This window comes from Colwellia sp. BRX8-7, from assembly GCF_014077275.1.
In the GTDB taxonomy this organism is placed as follows: Bacteria; Pseudomonadota; Gammaproteobacteria; order Enterobacterales; family Alteromonadaceae; genus Colwellia_A.
Window position 1 is genome coordinate 388,800 of record NZ_JACGVP010000001.1, and the last position, 17,446, is coordinate 406,245.

Below are 17,446 nucleotides of genomic sequence, written 5' to 3' on the forward strand. Positions count from 1 at the left end.
TATAGCTGTTGCCAATCAAGATGCGCCTTTGAGAGTACATTTTGAATGACAATAGGGAGACAAGGCAGGAAAACACTTCTTTATCAAAACCTGTAAATTAATCGTTATTATTTTGGCCTTCATCATTAAACTGACAGACGCGGTTGCGTCCGTTAGCTTTAGCATAATACATCGCTATATCAGCTGCATTAAGTAAGTCATCAAAATTTAACTCGACTTGCTCTAAACAAGCAACGCCAATACATACCGATACTTGTTCGTTAATATTAAATTCAGACCAGTCTTTACTTGCCACTTTCTCACGTAAACGCTCGGCTATTGCCTTAGCTTCAGCACAGCCTACCTCTGGTAATATACCGGCAAACTCTTCACCACCTAATCGGGCAAAAAGATCGCGAGAGCGCATAGTTTCACTGCCTAGTTCGGCAATTATTTTAATAACTTCATCACCAATATCGTGACCGTAAGTATCATTTATATTCTTGAAGTGATCTATATCTAATAGAATGACACTTAAACTCTGTTTTTCATTGACCGCTGTGCCAACTGCTTCAGCGCCTTTTTCAAACAAAGTACGTCGATTATATAAGTTAGTTAGACTATCTACTTTTGCTAAATATTTTAATTTTTTTCTGACTTTTATTTGTCTCAACAGAAGTACAAAGAAAACAATAACAGTGACAACTAGTATTAGAATATTACGTTGTTGAGCAAACTTTTTATTCTCTGCAGCAATAATTTTTAAACGTTTAATTTTATTTTGATTGGCTAGTAATTCATTTTGCTTGATTTTTTCATCAGTTGCATAGGTTTTATTAAGATCTTTAATTTTATCAGCTCGGGTTCCATCAAAGTATTGGTAACCATTTCTTATATATTTTTTCTTATAATCGAACGCTTGCTTAAAGTCACCCAAAGCAGAAAATGAGCGAGCAAAAATCAGATTCACTTCAGAGAATTCAGGTAAATAAAGCTGCTTTTCAGGGATTTCATCTCGTAAGTTTAATGTCTTCTCAAGCCAAGCAATAGCCTGTTTATCCTGTTGTGCATGGTGTTCGATTAAAGCGTGTATCAAAAATATTAAATACTGTTCTGCGGCGTTAAAAGTTGAGTTGATTTCTTCTAGTTGTAATAAAACACCGGTAACTTGCACAGCATCTTTTTGATCATTTTGTTGAACCAGTGATAACAAAGACAAAATACGAGCATTAATTGGTAACGGCTCTTTATTGTTCAAAATATTTTCAGGCTCAGCAGGCGCATTGTCACTCTTATTTTCTTCTGCGGCTGACGCTTCGCCAACTGAATAAGCTTGCGCTACTGAAGAAAATGCTGCATTTGCCAAGTAGAAGCTCAATAAGACACACAGTAATATATTAGAAAAAGAGTAATGCTTCATTAAAAACACACCTTATTTCTACCTAAATTTTTTGCTTGATACATATTAATATCCGCGTCTTTTATCAGTTGAGCAAAACTTGTATTACTTCCTTTTTGGTAAGAAGATATACCAATACTGACCGTAACCCCAGTGAGTTTTTTATATGACCAAACTTTATTTTGAATACTCAAGCGTAATCTCTCAGCCAAATCATAAGCATTTTCGGGTGAAGTGTTCGCTAATAAAGCAATAAATTCCTCGCCACCGAAACGGCCAAAACAATCACTTTGACGCATAATATGGTTAGCCAAGTCAGCAATATCTTTGAGTATTTTGTCACCGGTATTATGACCAAAGCTATCATTTATCGCTTTGAAATTATCAACATCGAGCATTAATATACTAAAATGTGCCTGTTCTTCTTCTGCTCGCGTAAACATTTGCTCACCCAATTCGATTAAACGCCGGCGGTTAGCAACACCGGTCAAATCATCAACTTGGCTAATTCGAACAAAATGTTTTTGACTTTGTAACATTTTAAGCAAAAACCAAGCGAGTATGACGAGCACCGTACCGACAAAAATAATCAACAAATGTAAATTTTCTTCGTGGTAGGTCACATCGTTAAGTTCTATTATTTGTACAGACTTCTCCTGTTCGAGTATTTTGTTTTTTAAGTCTGCTTGTTTGCTTTCAAAACTTAATCGTAACTCTTCAATTTGTTCCATGTTTATGTTTTCTTGATCTTTAAATAAACGCGTTAAAAATTGAGATTGTTTTTCATAAGCTTGCTGATATCTTTGTGTTTTATAATAAATTTCAGACTGCAAATACATCAAGTGATAATTTGAAAAAGTATTTTTTGTTTGACTATTTTTTGCTAATATTTTTTCAGCGACAGCTAAGTTTTCAAGCGCCTCATCATATCGTTCCATGGCTTCAAGTACGTATGCCTTATTAACGTTAAAAAATAATAAGGCATTATGTTGCTGCACACCTTTTAGGTATTGTTCAGCAAGGGTAATATATTGATAAGCAACATCTAAATCAGGATCTTTCTTCTTAGCGTGCGATATAGACAAACGAGTATAAGCTCCACCTATGACTTCATTGTTACTAAATTTATTAGCACTGGCTATGACTTCTTCAAATAGCTCGATAGCTTGTTCATATCGGCTTTGATCCATGTAGTTCACTGCAATATTTTGTAAACTATTTAACGCATAGAGTGCCATACCCGCTTTTTTATAATGTTCGTAAGACGCTTGGTAAAATTTTATCGATTTTTTAGGGTTATACATATAAGAGTATAAAATACCCAACTCGCTGTTAACGGAACCTTTAAGTTCTTCATTATCTAGAGTATTGGCAATAACCAGCGCGTTATTGAGCATAGTCAACGACTTTTCATATTGTTCAGTTAGGTAATAAATAGCACCTAAGTTGATAAAGCCATCGGCAATAAATTTTTTAGCATCTAAGGATTCAGCAACTTCTAAGCCATTCAAATAATTCTCAACCGCGCCACTAGCATCACCTAAACTTTCTAAAGAAAAGCCACGTAAGTATGAAAGTTGTGAAATCAATATTGTAGGACTAGTTAAATGTTGTGCTATTTTTAACCCTTGCGATGCGGCGCTAAACGCCGATTTATATTGAGAGGCTTCAATATAAACTTCTGACAGTACTTGGTAATACTTTACCTGGTTCCCAACGGTTAACGCATTGATGTTGGTTTGATAAGAATCTAACAGTGCAAGTGCATCGGTAACATTGGTATTTTGTAATTTTTCAACGCGTTCAACAAAAAAGATAAAGTCACGATTGGTTGTGCCATCATCTGCAAATGTTTGCGTAGTTATCAACAAAGCGCTTAACAGAGACCAAAAAACCAAGGTAACTTGTTTGTAACGTTTTTTTAACAAATTCAACCTCTTATTTATAGTTTTAGCCATAGTTTAATCAACTTCAGTTGCAGTATAAAACGATTTAAAGCGAATGATAAACCGTTATTTCTAATTAATTATTTTTCATCCACATACAGAGAAAATAAAACTAGAACAACAACAACTTTTAAGATAAATTAACAACGCTTTTTGCGTTATAATGTCCTTGTAGCTCAGTTGGATAGAGCAAGCGCCTCCTAAGCGCTAGGTCGGACGTTCGAATCGTCTCAGGGACACCATAATCACTATTCATAACGCTTAACAAACCTCACAAATCCCATTAAAAACAATACCATCAGAGCATTTAGCGATTATTAACGCTTAAAGAGAACTTGTAATAATCACGTTTTATTGTAACACTCATTGTAACACCAGCCCTTACTTTGAGTTTCCAGTGTTACAATTATGGCAAAAACAACTAAGTCTTTAACCAATACAGAAGTAAACAAAGCCAAGCCTAAAAGCAAAGAATACAACCTTGCTGACGGTGACGGTTTAGCGCTTAGAGTTAAACCTCAAGGCTCTAAATTATGGATCTTTAACTATTCCCGCCCTTTTACCAAAAAACGGGCAAATATTAGTTTTGGCAATTATCCTGATGTGTCATTAGCTGATGCTAGAGAAAAGCGCGCCAATGCGAGAAAGTTATTGGCTAAAGATATTGATCCAAAAACCCATAAAGAAGAAATTACCGAAGGCAAAAAAGCAGAGTTAAACAATACCCTGTTCAAGGTTGCTGAAGATTGGTTTGAATTAAAGAAGAAAACCATTGCCAAAAATACCGCTAACGACACATGGAACTCGCTTAACAATCATATATTCCCAAAACTAGGTAAGCACCCTATTACCGCTTTAACAGCTGTTATTGTGATAGATGCGATGAAACCAATCGCGAACAAAGGCAGTTTGTTTGTTATTAAAAGACTTTGCCAACGGTTAAATGAAATAATGACCTACTCTGCCAATGTGGGTTTAATTGAAAGCAACCCATTAACCGGTATTTTAAAAGCTTTTGAAGCACCAAAGAAACAACATTACCCGACTATAAAGCCTGAAGAATTACCAAAGCTAATGGCAGACCTAAGCTATTCAACCCTAAGGCTAGTAACACGCTTATTAATTGAATGGCAACTTCATACCATGGTTCGCTCAAACGAAGCAGCGACCGCAAAGTGGGCTGATATTGATGTTGAAAACACATGCTGGCGAATTCCTGGCGATGTAATGAAAATGAACAAGCCACACGTAGTACCTTTAACGCCACAAACCCTAGCAATATTAGAGCGTATAAAGCCTGTTAGTGCTGGCAATGACTATATATTCCCTGCCGATAGAAACCTTAAAGGCCACGCTAACCGCGAGTCAGCAAACATGGCATTAAAGCGTATTGGTTATAAAAACAAATTAGTGGCGCATGGCTTACGTTCTCTCGCCAGCACCACATTAAACGAACAAGGTTTTGATGCTGATGTTATTGAATCGGCATTAGCACACGTTGATAAAAACGAAGTTAGACGCGCTTATAACCATGCTGAATATTTAGAGCGTAGACGAGTAATGATGGCTTGGTGGTCTGAACATATAGAGCAGGCTAAATCAGGTCTTCCAAATACGAGTAAAGTAATAACTTATTTAAGGGGCTAACATGGACGATGAACTCATAGATGATTTAAATGATGAAATTTTATATGAAGAATCAAATATCCTAGATCTGGTAAATCATGGGTTATTAGAAAGTAATTATTTTAATTCATTTGAATGGAGTAATAATTGCTATGAGAGAATAAAAAATAATGAAACATTTCCATTAATTACCAGTGATGCTTTATTTGAAAATGATTTAATCCCATCGTTTACATCAAATTTAAATGATTTAAATAATTTTAGATCATTTGGTTCTTTTGAATTAAATTTGCTTGAAAGTAAATTTTTGAAAGTAGGAGGACGTTTATCAGAGGTTAATGAATCAAATTATATTATTGATAATCCAGTCGATTTATTTATGAACGACATTCTTTATGGTCAAATTCCGACACCTGAAACTTTATCTTCATTATATAAATGCTTTAATCTATATTATTTGTCAAATGGCACTTTAACTTTAGAGGATGTGTTTTTTGGAAAACTTATAAAACGTGCTGGTAATTATGCGCAAAGAAAGACTTCAAAGCAGGTTTATTCTGAATTTCATTTTAGCGTAATACGAGAAGATTATAAGAGTGACTTCGATTTAAAAAATTTTGCTCTCAGATACATAGATAATAACCACGAAGAAATACCCTCTTTAAGTTACTTCCACGAAGAGAATATAAATAGTTTTTTAAAAGGTTATGATCGTTGGAAGAGTAAAATAAACGATGAAAAATTAATCACAAAAACAATAGAAGATAGAGAAGCCACCAAAAATTGCTTAACAAGTTTAGGTTACAAGCCTGAAGAAATTACAAAATTAATTACTGCCCACTTTGATAGTAAAATAAATGTAGAATCAAACTTAGTAAATATTTTACAACTAGTAATGGACAAATAACTACAATATTTGTTTTTGCGATCATAATTTATATGTGAATAATAGGTAGTCAGTTAACCAATAAGGAACTGACATGACTATTAACAAAAACTTTCAACTAATCCGCAGACCTTCTGTTTTATCTCAAACAGCTAGATCAAAATCCGCATTACAACTAGACGAAAAAGCAGGACTTTTTTGCCCTCCTATCTCTATCGGTGATCGTGCCGTTGCTTATATCAAGCATGAGGTAGAAGCCATCATTCAAGCTCGTATTGAAGAAAAAACACCTGAGCAAATCAAACAGCTTGTTTCTGAGCTAATCAAACAACGCAAAGTAGCATAGGGGGCAATATGAATAATTTAATATTTACCGCCCCTGATGGCGCATTACCTGAAACGAATAGCCCAGCTTATGATTTACTTTTAATTCTGTCTGACGGCAACAAACACGCTAGAGATTACTTGTGTAATGAATTAGGTGGAGGATTTAGGGCTAACCTACAACAACTAATGAGTGGATATTATCAACACTGGCTTATTCACTCTGAGCAAAGCGAATATGAAGGCAAGAAACAAGCATACTACTGGTTAGATGAACGGCACTTTTCTTATGATTGGGAGCAAGACAAAGACGCACGAACTATTGCCCGAAAGCAATACAAAGACCGATCATACTATGGCAGTAAAAATGCCGTTAAACGCCTTAAACAAGCGGAGCAAGAAAAAGCTGAAGCAGATAAGGAGTATGAAAAGCGTATAGAAAGTAAAAAGCCCACTGAGGATTAACAAAGTAGGCTTTCTTTTAAACTGGCTAGTGGAATAAGTTTAGCGACAAAGCCACTAGCCAACAACTAGAGTATAACCAAGTTAACAGCTTTTCAATAGTTAGTAGTTACAAACCTGTTAAGTACTCCCCTGTTTATGTTGATTGTTATTAACCACTATTTATAGGTTTGTTACCCCTATATTTATGGTGATTGTAATAAACCAACTATAACCACGCTGTTTAGACAGGTAAGTAATAACTAACATTGAGCTAGGTAATTAATAATATCCTTTAGCGTTATCTTAGTTAGTAAACTATCTAATGGCATATATAACCAAAGACAAAGCAATAAAAGTAAACGATCAAACTTGGTGGGTAAACTCGAAAGGAAGTGGGTTAATTGCGCACTCCATTAAAGCGATGATTAACCAGATTGATGTGATGTTAAGTCACCATAGCAAAATTCACATCATACGGTTTGATCTAAGGGTTTATGAATATACAGAAAACAACGGCATTATTACGGCATTTAATCGCAGGTTACATAAATGGCTTAAACGTAAATACAACTTTAAACGTGTCGGCTTTATTTGGTGTAGAGAACTAGAAACAGCCAAGAAGCAACATTATCACTATGCGTTAATAGTTGACGGTCACAAGGTTAACTTTCCTTATGAAGTAACCAACAAAGTTAAAGAGCTATGGCGGCAATTATACGGCTCTGAATACTTTCCTGACAACTGCTATTACAATGTTAAAAGAGATGATTACGAGTCGATACAGGACGCTATCTGGCGCATATCCTACTTGGCTAAAACTAGGGGAAAAGGATACAAGCCAGAACAAACGAAGAATTATGGAACTAGTAGGATTAAATTTAACAAATCTTTTTAGCTAATATTCTCTTAAAATTCAGTGATTTTACAATCAATAATCATTTTATTGTGTCGGATTATTTTACAACATTCTTACCACGTAATAACAACCCAGTATTATACCATTGATAATTCTTTAGTATTTTGACCTGGCTTAATTCTTGCGTTACCTAGGTATTGCGAATTGTAAAATTATCTAATCCAATTAACCTATTTCTTTTAAAAGGACTAAAAATGAATAAAAAAATGTTTAAAACGGTAATCGCAAGTTTAATTTTATCTGCTAGTAGTTATACTCATGCGGGTTTAATTGACTTGAGTACGTGGTCTCCCACCGCAGGAGGAACTTGGAATGTACAAAACAGTGGTACAAGTGTTTTACAAACTACAAATGGCAGTCCAACATATTTCTTAAGTGATACAAACTATATAAACACTCAGTTTGATGGCTCTTTTGGAGTGGAAACGACAAGCGACGATGATTTTATAGGTTTTACTTTTGGCTACAATAATAGTAATGATTTTTTACTTTTTGATTGGAAGCAAGGTAACCAAAGCTATTCGGGATATGCCCCATCTGGTTTCACATTATCTAAAATTAGCGGTTCAAATGTAAACTATTGGAATCATAGTGGTGCCGATATAACTGTACTAGCAACTGACTATGTTGGAAATAACGGTTGGGCAGATAATACTGTTTACGGTTTTAGCCTAGATTTTACAACAACAGGAATTAAAATTGACATTGATGGTACAAATATTTTTGATGTGGCAGGGAGCTTTAATTCAGGGAAATTTGGTTTTTATAACTATTCTCAATCGCAAGTTCGTTACACTGGGTTTACTGAAGAAGTAAGTCAATCAGTACCAGAACCTTCTACCCTTGCTATTCTAGCATTAGGACTAATGGGTTTAGCATCACGTAGATTTAAGAAACGCTCTTAATAGCGATTTAAATTTCTTATACTATAAAAAACATCAATTGTAATGATTGGTGTTTTTTTGTTTTTAACGATTAGTTATGTTCATCCGTAAACTATTAACCTAATAGCCGCGCTTATCTATCACTAGGAAACGCGTAACATATTATATAAACACTAAAAACATAACGCTAAAGGAGTAGCATTACTGTTAAGTAAGAATTTTTTTTACAGTGAGTTCAATTATTTTACATTTCTGATTACAGTATATTTCATAACCAAATTTGATCACCGAGTTTATGAATATACTGAAAATAACGGCATTATTACGGCATTCAATCGTAGATTACATAAATGGCTTAAGCGTAAATACAACTTTAAACGTGTCGGCTTTATGTGGTGTAGAGAACTAGAAACAGCCAAGAAACAACACTATCACTATGCGTTAATAATAGACGGTCACAAGGTTAACTTTCCTTATGAAGTAACCAACAAAGTGAAAGAGCTATGGCGGCAATTAGACGGCTCTGAATATTTTCCTGACAACTGCTATTACAATGTTAAAAGAGATGATCACGAGTCGATACAGGACGCTATCTGGCGTATATCTTACTTGGCTAAAGCTAGAGGGAAAGGATACAAGCCTGAGCAGACTAAAAACTATGGTACAAGTAGGATTAAGCTAAATGACAGGCAATAAAAAAGCACCAGTGAATGGTGCTTTTTTTACTTAAATTTAGCGTAACAAATTAGGTTACTGTTTTTTGAATCTACGTGAAGCTAAACCCATAATACCTAATGCGAAGATGGCAAGTGTAGTTGGTTCTGGTACAGATACATTATCATTAATTACAACATTATCTACCGCCCACCATTCATCAGTCGGGTTTTGATTTAAGCTTGAACTAAATCTCACTGTTAAGCTTGTTGCTGTTGTGTTGTAGTTAAGGCTAATTGGTACTAATAATTCATTCCAACTGGCATGTTGCTGCCCAGCAACTTGCGTGCCTTGATGATAAACATAAGATTGACTAAAAAGCAGGTTACCATTTACATAGACAAAAAAACTCTCACCATCCCATGAATCACCTTTCCAAAAATCTAAATTAACATTTACTGAGGTTTGGTTGCCAGAAAGAGTAAACGTTTTTTGAGCAAATGCCCCCGCACCAAATAGGTTAAAACCACCTAAAACTCTATCCCCATTAATTAAGCTGGTACTATTATTCGACCACCCTGTTGCTCCGCTAGTAAAGTCTTCACTTGTAATTAAAGTTGCTGATACATTAGTTACCGAAAGTGTTAATAAAACTAATATAAGATTAAGGCTATTTTTAAACATATTATTATTTTCCATATTATTGGATTAAAGCTAAGTTTCATTCATAAAGCAAAAAATAAACCATGTTTTATTTCAGCTTTAAAATCAACGCTTTGACAGCCACCTGATGATCTAAAGTTGTTGTTGTGTAAAGTTTACTGACACATAAATTCTGTAAGTTATTATTTTCGTTGCTAATTTAAAATATATATAGATATATGTAATGGATAACAATAACTTAATTAACATACGAATAAAACAACGCACTATGTATCGTTATTATTGGGCAGCACTAGATAATCTATGCGTATAAAAGAAAAAGTAAAGCCTATTTTTCGTACAAGATAAAAATGATATACTGTAATAATATTATTACAAACTAGGTTTTTAAAATGGCGGCAGACAACAAAACATCTACCAATAAATACATGGCTGGCGGTATAAGACATTTAATCAATCAAGCCATTCAAAATGAATTAACCAAGTTGCCAGCGACACTTTCAGAGATTAAAGACCCTATCCAAAGATTGAACTTTTTAACAAAACTTATGCCTTTTGTATGCGCCCCCATTAAGCAAGTTGGCGTTATGACTGCTCGTAGAGAAGCAGGTGAAGATGATGTTTTTTCACTTTAGTTTTTCGGAGTAAATAGCTATGCCTAAAGGTCATCATTACGGGAGAACACAAAAAAGGGCTTACACTGGTGAGTATCATCGTATATCTGCTAAGACATTTAAAAACTTATTAACTGTCCCATTCGGTAACTACTCACTTAATGCTGACTTTCTTAGTAATGAACATCAAAAATTTAAATTAACAGCATTAGAATGTGGTGTTCGTTTGATGACATTCACCATAAACGATAAACCTCACAAAATAGCCTTAAAGCGAGATAATCGAAGCGCCAGCAATAAACTATACATAACGTGCCCTTACTGCCAAAAACAGCGACAAAGCCTTTACGCGATCAAATACGCTTATGGTTGTCGGCAATGTATCGGATTACATTATGCCTGCCAAAGTGAACGACCGAACGAACGGCTAATGAGGCGCATTAGAAAGCTTAGAAAAGAACTATGGGGTTATGATTGGCCTAATGTAAACAATATGTTTGAACCAATCGCTTATTGGCCTAAACCTAAATGGATGCGCTGGAAAACTTTTAATCTAAAACGAGATAAGATTACCGAGTTAGAAAATAAATACTGGCCTATGGTTGATGTTCAAATGAAAGCTATGTTTGGTCATAATTTCATGCCTGACTGTTAAAATTTGCTAAGGTTTTTCCTCGGTCATAAATAGAATCATTTAAAGTGACTTTTGATTATAGTAACACTCCAAGTAACACCAGAGACAAAGGTAAAGCACAAACAAGATATTTAACAAATAGTTAAGCGTTGAAAGCGACGTCTCTCAGGGACACCAAAATCACTAAACTAAGTCATAATTTAAAAACAGACAACTAGCCTTTTACCGCTAAGTAACCCGCTTATAACAGCCCTCACACTTATCATTGCTATAATAAAGTCACAATCAAAGAAATAGCTCTTGGTTAATAAAAATCAACCTGGCATTAAATGAAATATTCACCTGTTTGGTTAATTTTTCTTTAGTTAACAATACCATTTATAGATCTTTTAAAAGAGATAAGATTAAAGAAAAACCTGAAAAACAGCATCTTTAATTATTAGCCAAAGCTCGTAATTGGCCTCTATAGCAAGCACATAAGAACCTATAAAGCATATAAAGCATATAAAGCATATAATATAGGGAATACTCTGTATTGCTCTACCATCACATAATCTACTTTATAGATAACATCATAGGATTGCGCCCCACTTTTAATAGTCCATGTCCAATAAGTAATTTTATCTTTAAACATCAGCTATTAACCTAAAACCCGCTATTTTATTATTAACTAGCCCCTCGATAAATTTATCCGTAGATCAGCCTACTAGTAATTCCAAAAACAGACTACAATTGTTGCTTCATCAAATACATTTCACTATGAGTCCCCAAATGGAAAAACACAGATTAAGTTTTGTTCAAATAAACCTTTTAAATGAAAAAATTGCCGAAGTGATTTTTGATAAAGGCGTTTATATCTCAATTGAAATGATGGAAGAAATTGAAACTTTTTTTTGTACTTTTTTTAAAACTGATTTTGGTGTTATCGTCAATAAAATTTATCCTTACACCTATTCACTTGAGGCGCAGTTAACGATGGGTTCTCTAATTCATATGAAATCAATAGCCTCAATCAACTATTCTAAAGAAGGTGTTGCTAACACTGAAGATATTATCAATAAACGTAGTAATGATAAGTTAAACGTTAAGCAGTTTAATGGTTTAGAGCTCGGTCGCCAGCAAGCACTTAAATGGCTACAGAAAGAACTAGCTTGATCGCTGGTTGATTCGGAACATAGACACTCCTTGCCACCTCGGTAACTGCTCCTGTGTTACTCTACTTCCTGCTTCCATACGGTCACAGCACCGTACTATTGCCCCCATGGATAAGGGTCTATGATTTGTCGTAAACAAAAATAACGTGCAGAATGCACTAATGCAGCGTAGAGATAAAAAAGCCCCGTAAACGAGGCCTTTAAAATTCATATAATTTATTACCAACGATTACTCACTGGTAGATTTTTCTATTGTAACTTCCTTGTCACCTACGATTGAGATATTACTCAATGCCGCTGAAACAGCCAATACGATTACCGCAAAAATCACTGTTGTCAGCTTAAATCCTCGTGAAGATGACCTGTTCATAAATGTTCCTGTGTCAGGTTTTATAGTTGTTATTTTGACATCTGTACAAAACTCAACCAATCTATACGATTAACATTGGTAATTCAACCATTTAAAATTAATAAAACAGATAAATTATAAACAATCGACCGGTGAGATAATGTTATATTAATGGTCTTTTTAGCCATTTGGTCTAACTAATACCAAAAAAAACACTTATTTGCATAATATCGTTTGCAGTTTAGTGGTGGTCTAGGTGAAAATGGTGGCACTTTCACCCCTCATATACTTAGTTCATTTTAAGTATAAATATAATAAAGATTTGGAGTCAATATGCCGTCTCGTCAAGAACTGGCCAATGCAATTAGAGCTTTAAGTATGGATGCCGTACAGAAAGCGAAATCCGGACACCCTGGAGCCCCTATGGGCATGGCAGATATTGCCGAAGTACTATGGCGCGATTTTCTAAAACATAATCCAACAGATCCAAATTGGACCGACCGCGATCGTTTTGTTTTGTCGAACGGTCATGGCTCAATGCTTATATATTCTTTATTACATTTAACCGGTTATGAATTACCGATTGAAGAATTAAAGAATTTCCGTCAATTACATTCTAAAACACCAGGTCACCCAGAATACGGTTACACCCCAGGTGTAGAAACAACGACAGGACCATTAGGTGCTGGTATTTCTAATGCCGTTGGTATGGCCATTGCTGAAAGAACACTTGCTGCACAATTTAACCGTCCAGGTCACGACATCGTTGATCACTTTACTTATTGTTTCTTAGGTGATGGTTGTTTGATGGAGGGCATTTCTCACGAAGTATGTTCATTAGCCGGCACTTTAGGATTAGGTAAATTAGTCGCTTTTTGGGATGACAACGGTATTTCAATTGATGGTAAAGTTGAAGGTTGGTTTACAGATGATACACCTGCTCGCTTTGAAGCTTATGGCTGGCACGTTATAAGCGTTGACGGTCACGATTCAGCAGCTATAGCGGCGGCAATTACTGCAGCTAAAGCAGTAACGGATAAACCATCAATGATTTGTTGTAAAACAATTATTGGTTTTGGTTCACCGAATAAAGAAGGCACACATGATTGTCATGGCGCACCATTAGGTGATGATGAGATTGCAGCGACACGTAAAGCGTTAAACTGGCCACATGCCCCTTTTGAAATTCCAAGCGATGTTTATGCTGAATGGGATCAAAAAGAAAAAGGCCAATCGAGCCAAGTTTCTTGGAATGACCAATTTTCAGCATACCAACAAGCTCACCCGGCACTTGCTGCCGAATACGAGCGTCGAGTTATTAAAGGTGATTTACCGAGCGACTTCGAAGAGAAAGCCAATGCCTTAGTGCAAGCTTGCCAAGATAAAGGCGAGAATATTGCTTCGCGTAAAGCCTCACAAAATACTATTGAAGCTTTTGGCGCTATATTACCTGAGTTATTGGGTGGTTCTGCTGATTTAGCGGGTTCTAACTTAACGTTATGGTCAGGTTCTAAAGGTATTGAAAAAGACGCTGCCGGTAACTACATTTATTACGGCGTACGTGAATTTGGTATGAGCGGCATTATGAATGGCGTTTCATTGCACGGTGGTTTCATTAATTACGGTGCAACGTTCATGATGTTTATGGAGTATGCGCGTAACGCAGTTCGTATGTCGGCTTTAATGGGTATTCAAAATATATTTGTTTACACTCACGATTCTATTGGCCAAGGTGAAGATGGTCCAACACATCAGCCAATCGAACAGTTAACGAATTTACGTACTACCCCAAATATGGATACTTGGCGCCCATGTGATGCAACAGAATCTGTTGTTGCTTGGAAATCAGCGATTGAACGTAAAAATGGCCCTACGTCATTAATATTTTCTCGCCAAGGTTTACCGGCAGTAGCGCGTAACAGTTCACAAGTTACAAACATCGCCAAAGGCGCTTATGTATTGCAAGACTGTGAGGGTACTGCTGACGTTATACTCATTGCAACGGGTTCTGAAGTATCATTAGCCCTTGATTCTGCAAAACAATTAACCGCTGATGGTAAAAAAGTACGCGTAGTTTCTATGCCGTCAACCAATACTTTTGATGTGCAATCAAGCGAATACAAAGAATCAGTATTACCTTCATCAGTGATAAAACGTGTCGCTATTGAGGCTGCTCACACTGACTTTTGGTACAAGTATGTTGGTTTTTCTGGTGCTGTTGTCGGTATGACAACTTTTGGTGAATCTGCACCAGGTAACGTGTTACTTGAACATTTTGGTTTCACCGTGGCAAATGTTGTTAAGACTGTAAACCAGCTTTAGTCATTAACTAAAGCCTGTAAGTTAAAGCCTTCAAACGAAAGGGATACTCGTTTGAAGGACTTTGACTTTTATAAACACCCTAAATTAATATCATCAACCTATGCCGATAAACTTATGTCTGTAAACATTGCTATTAATGGCTTTGGCCGAGTTGGTCGAAGTGTTGCTCGTGCCCTCTATGAGAATGCTGATAACCAATATTTAAAGCTTATCGCAATTAATGAGCTTGCCGAGCCTAAAGGTATTGCGCATTTATTAAAATATGACACTACCCATGGTCGTTTCCCTTTTTCAGTTGAGTTAGCTAACAATCAGTTAGTTATCGCTGGCGATGTCATACAACTTAGCCATGAAAAGTCCCTCGAAGACATGCCATGGAAAAAAAATAACATAGATATCGTTCTTGATTGCACCGGTAAATTTGCTAATCAACGCGATGGAAATATTCACTTGAGCCAAGGAGCCACTAAAGTACTTTACTCTTATCCTGGCGAACAAGACGTTGATGCCACCATTATTTATGGTATTAATCATCAGCAACTCAGTGAAAAAGATAAAATAGTCTCGAACGGCTCATGCACTACGAATTGCGTTGTGCCTGTCATAAAAGTAATTGATGAAGCTTTTGGCGTTGAAAGTGGCAGTATTACCACTATTCATTCCTCTATGCATGATCAACAAGTTATCGACGCTTACCATCCAGATCTTCGTCTTAGTAGAGCAGCAAGCCAATCTATCATCCCGGTTGACACCAAATTAGCAGCAGGTATTGAAAGAATACTGCCTAAATTTGCTGGACGCTTCGAAGCAATTGCTGTGCGAGTACCAACGATTAATGTCACCGCGATGGATTTAAGCCTAACCTTGTCGACAGATGTTGATATTAACGCGATTAACCAAGCCATTATTCGTGCACAAAACAATGGATTACAGGGGATTTTAGGCTACACAGAAGAACCACTGGTTTCTGTAGATTTTAATCATGACCCACATTCTTGTATTGTTGACGGCAACCAAACGCGTGTTAGCCACAAGCGTTTAGTGAAAATGCTGGTCTGGTGTGATAACGAGTGGGGCTTTGCAAATCGTATGATAGATACAGCAAAAGCCATGGCAAAAGATATTCAGCTTAAAAAATAGTAACAATAAAAAACACCCATAACTTTAAAATTTATCGAATAGGAAACAGCAAATGTCAGTAATTAAAATGACCGACTTGGCGCTAGCCAATCAAAGAGTTTTGATCCGAGAAGATCTCAATGTACCTCTTAAAGACGGAAAAATAACCTCTGATGCTCGATTAAGAGCGGCTTTACCTACCCTTAAACTTGCTTTAGAAGCGGGCGCAAAAGTGATGATAATGTCTCACCTTGGTCGTCCAACTGAAGGTGAGTACAACGAAGAATTTTCATTAAAACCTGTCGCTGACTATTTAGCTGCCGCATTAAATGCCCCAGTGCATCTAGCAAAAGATTACTTAGATGGCGTTGATGCAAAAGTAGGTGAATTAGTTGTGTTTGAAAACATTCGCTTTAATGTTGGCGAAAAAAATAATGATGATATTTTATCAAAAAAATTAGCAGCATTATGTGATGTTTTTGTCATGGATGCCTTTGGTACCGCGCACCGCGCGCAAGCTAGTACACATGGCGTAGCAAAGTTTGCCCCTATTGCTTGTGCGGGTCCACTATTGTCCGGTGAATTAGCAGCACTTGGTAAAGCACTAGACAATCCTGCACGCCCATTAGTGGCGATTGTTGGTGGTTCTAAAGTTTCTACAAAATTAACCGTATTAGAGTCATTAGCGAAAATTGTTGACCAATTAGTGGTTGGCGGCGGCATTGCAAATACTTTTATAGCAGCAAGCGGTCATAATGTTGGTAAATCATTATACGAAGCCGATTTACTTGATGAAGCTAACCGTTTAACGCAGCAGGCAAGAGAAAATGATGGCGATATTCCGGTGCCAACAGATGTTATTACTGGTACAGAGTTTTCAGAAACGGCTGTCGCAACGTTAAAGTCAGTTAACGATGTTAGCGATGAAGATATGATTTTTGATATTGGACCAGATTCAGCGCAGGCACTCGTAGAAATTATTAAAAATGCTGGCACTATTGTTTGGAATGGACCTGTTGGCGTTTTTGAATTTGATCAATTTGGTAGTGGTACAGAAACTATTGCAAAAGCAATTGCCGAAAGCTCAGCCTTTTCAATTGCCGGTGGTGGCGATACCTTAGCTGCTGTTGATAAATATGATATAGCCGATAAAATCTCCTATATTTCAACAGGTGGTGGTGCTTTCTTAGAGTTTTTAGAAGGGAAAGTGTTACCCGCTGTCGCTATCTTAGAAGAACGCGCTAAAACGTAAAACACGTTAATTAAATCATAAACGTCAAACCGCTCTTTATTTTATAAAAGGCGGTTTTTTTTTAGCTTTCTTTATTATTTCTAAAAAACTTCATAAAACCATCAACGGCGCTTTCATTATATTTCATTCTTTCGTTGTAAACTTACAAAACAAAAGCACAAATATTCGCTATAAATTGAGTTTAGCGAGCTTCTTGACAGTAATTATAGAACATTATTTAAAACCGTTATAAATAAACAGATAAAAACCATGAATGGCATTATTTTTTCTTTTGCCATGTC

17 protein-coding genes and 1 tRNA gene are annotated in these 17,446 nt (G+C 36.1%); 14 read left to right on the forward strand and 4 right to left on the reverse strand.

Going from position 1 to position 17,446, the window contains the following annotated elements; translation table 11 throughout:
• Nucleotides 1-97: 97 nt before the first annotated feature.
• A complete protein-coding gene (locus tag H4J57_RS01660) occupies nucleotides 98-1,399 on the reverse strand; it encodes a GGDEF domain-containing protein (protein WP_182241739.1) in 1,302 nt (433 codons plus the stop codon).
• Nucleotides 1,399-3,306, reverse strand: a complete 1,908-nt coding sequence (locus H4J57_RS01665) for a diguanylate cyclase (RefSeq protein ID WP_182241740.1) — start codon at nucleotides 3,304-3,306, stop codon at nucleotides 1,399-1,401. Before H4J57_RS01665 ends, H4J57_RS01660 begins: the two co-directional genes overlap by 1 nt.
• A 183-nt stretch (nucleotides 3,307-3,489) precedes the next feature.
• Here H4J57_RS01665 and H4J57_RS01670 point away from each other — a divergent pair.
• From H4J57_RS01670 to H4J57_RS01705, 8 genes are all read left to right on the forward strand, one after another.
• Nucleotides 3,490-3,566 (forward strand) — tRNA-Arg (locus H4J57_RS01670).
• Nucleotides 3,567-3,732: 166 nt separating this feature from the next.
• Entirely contained in the window at nucleotides 3,733-4,971 is a 1,239-nt protein-coding gene (locus H4J57_RS01675; RefSeq protein ID WP_182241741.1) for an integrase domain-containing protein, read from the forward strand.
• Between the two features lies 1 nt (nucleotide 4,972).
• Complete coding sequence (locus tag H4J57_RS01680; RefSeq protein ID WP_182241742.1) at nucleotides 4,973-5,857, forward strand: hypothetical protein; 885 nt, start codon at nucleotides 4,973-4,975, stop codon at nucleotides 5,855-5,857.
• Between the two features lie 73 nt (nucleotides 5,858-5,930).
• Nucleotides 5,931-6,182 carry an AlpA family transcriptional regulator gene (locus tag H4J57_RS01685; protein WP_182241743.1) on the forward strand — a complete coding sequence of 84 codons (252 nt, stop codon included), beginning with the start codon at nucleotides 5,931-5,933 and terminating at the stop codon, nucleotides 6,180-6,182.
• 8 nt (nucleotides 6,183-6,190) lie between these two features.
• Nucleotides 6,191-6,625, forward strand: a complete 435-nt coding sequence (locus H4J57_RS01690) for a hypothetical protein (RefSeq protein ID WP_259366764.1) — start codon at nucleotides 6,191-6,193, stop codon at nucleotides 6,623-6,625.
• Nucleotides 6,626-6,926: 301 nt separating this feature from the next.
• Nucleotides 6,927-7,499, forward strand: a complete 573-nt coding sequence (locus tag H4J57_RS01695; protein WP_182241744.1) for an inovirus-type Gp2 protein — start codon at nucleotides 6,927-6,929, stop codon at nucleotides 7,497-7,499.
• Between the two features lie 215 nt (nucleotides 7,500-7,714).
• Complete coding sequence (locus H4J57_RS19910; protein ID WP_259366765.1) at nucleotides 7,715-8,425, forward strand: PEP-CTERM sorting domain-containing protein; 711 nt, start codon at nucleotides 7,715-7,717, stop codon at nucleotides 8,423-8,425.
• A 300-nt stretch (nucleotides 8,426-8,725) separates the two neighbouring features.
• Complete coding sequence (locus tag H4J57_RS01705) at nucleotides 8,726-9,100, forward strand: inovirus-type Gp2 protein (protein WP_310733691.1); 375 nt, start codon at nucleotides 8,726-8,728, stop codon at nucleotides 9,098-9,100.
• Nucleotides 9,101-9,154: 54 nt separating this feature from the next.
• On the opposite strand, the gene H4J57_RS01710 is transcribed toward H4J57_RS01705, so the two are convergent.
• On the reverse strand, nucleotides 9,155-9,742 hold the full coding sequence (locus H4J57_RS01710; RefSeq protein ID WP_259366766.1) for a PEP-CTERM sorting domain-containing protein: 588 nt from the start codon (nucleotides 9,740-9,742) through the stop codon (nucleotides 9,155-9,157).
• A gap of 371 nt (nucleotides 9,743-10,113) precedes the next feature.
• On the opposite strand from H4J57_RS01710, the gene H4J57_RS01715 reads away from it, so the two are divergent.
• The 3 genes from H4J57_RS01715 (at nucleotide 10,114) to H4J57_RS01725 (ending at nucleotide 12,124) form a co-directional block, all read left to right on the forward strand.
• Nucleotides 10,114-10,356 carry a hypothetical protein gene (locus tag H4J57_RS01715; protein WP_182241746.1) on the forward strand — a complete coding sequence of 81 codons (243 nt, stop codon included), beginning with the start codon at nucleotides 10,114-10,116 and terminating at the stop codon, nucleotides 10,354-10,356.
• A gap of 19 nt (nucleotides 10,357-10,375) precedes the next feature.
• On the forward strand, nucleotides 10,376-10,990 hold the full coding sequence (locus tag H4J57_RS01720) for a hypothetical protein (protein ID WP_182241747.1): 615 nt from the start codon (nucleotides 10,376-10,378) through the stop codon (nucleotides 10,988-10,990).
• 750 nt (nucleotides 10,991-11,740) lie between these two features.
• Nucleotides 11,741-12,124, forward strand: a complete 384-nt coding sequence (locus H4J57_RS01725; RefSeq protein ID WP_070374790.1) for a hypothetical protein — start codon at nucleotides 11,741-11,743, stop codon at nucleotides 12,122-12,124.
• Nucleotides 12,125-12,352: 228 nt separating this feature from the next.
• Here H4J57_RS01725 and H4J57_RS01730 read toward each other — a convergent pair whose 3' ends face one another.
• Nucleotides 12,353-12,493 carry a hypothetical protein gene (locus H4J57_RS01730; RefSeq protein ID WP_182213288.1) on the reverse strand — a complete coding sequence of 47 codons (141 nt, stop codon included), beginning with the start codon at nucleotides 12,491-12,493 and terminating at the stop codon, nucleotides 12,353-12,355.
• Nucleotides 12,494-12,805: 312 nt separating this feature from the next.
• On the opposite strand from H4J57_RS01730, the gene tkt reads away from it, so the two are divergent.
• From tkt to H4J57_RS01745, 3 genes are all read left to right on the forward strand, one after another.
• Nucleotides 12,806-14,794, forward strand: coding sequence for a transketolase (tkt, locus tag H4J57_RS01735; protein ID WP_182221148.1), 1,989 nt, complete (start codon nucleotides 12,806-12,808; stop codon nucleotides 14,792-14,794).
• A gap of 114 nt (nucleotides 14,795-14,908) precedes the next feature.
• Nucleotides 14,909-15,934 (forward strand): erythrose-4-phosphate dehydrogenase, encoded by a 1,026-nt coding sequence (gene epd, locus H4J57_RS01740; protein WP_182241816.1) that lies wholly within the window; start codon nucleotides 14,909-14,911, stop codon nucleotides 15,932-15,934.
• Between the two features lie 52 nt (nucleotides 15,935-15,986).
• Entirely contained in the window at nucleotides 15,987-17,165 is a 1,179-nt protein-coding gene (locus H4J57_RS01745; protein WP_182241748.1) for a phosphoglycerate kinase, read from the forward strand.
• Nucleotides 17,166-17,446: the final 281 nt, after the last annotated feature.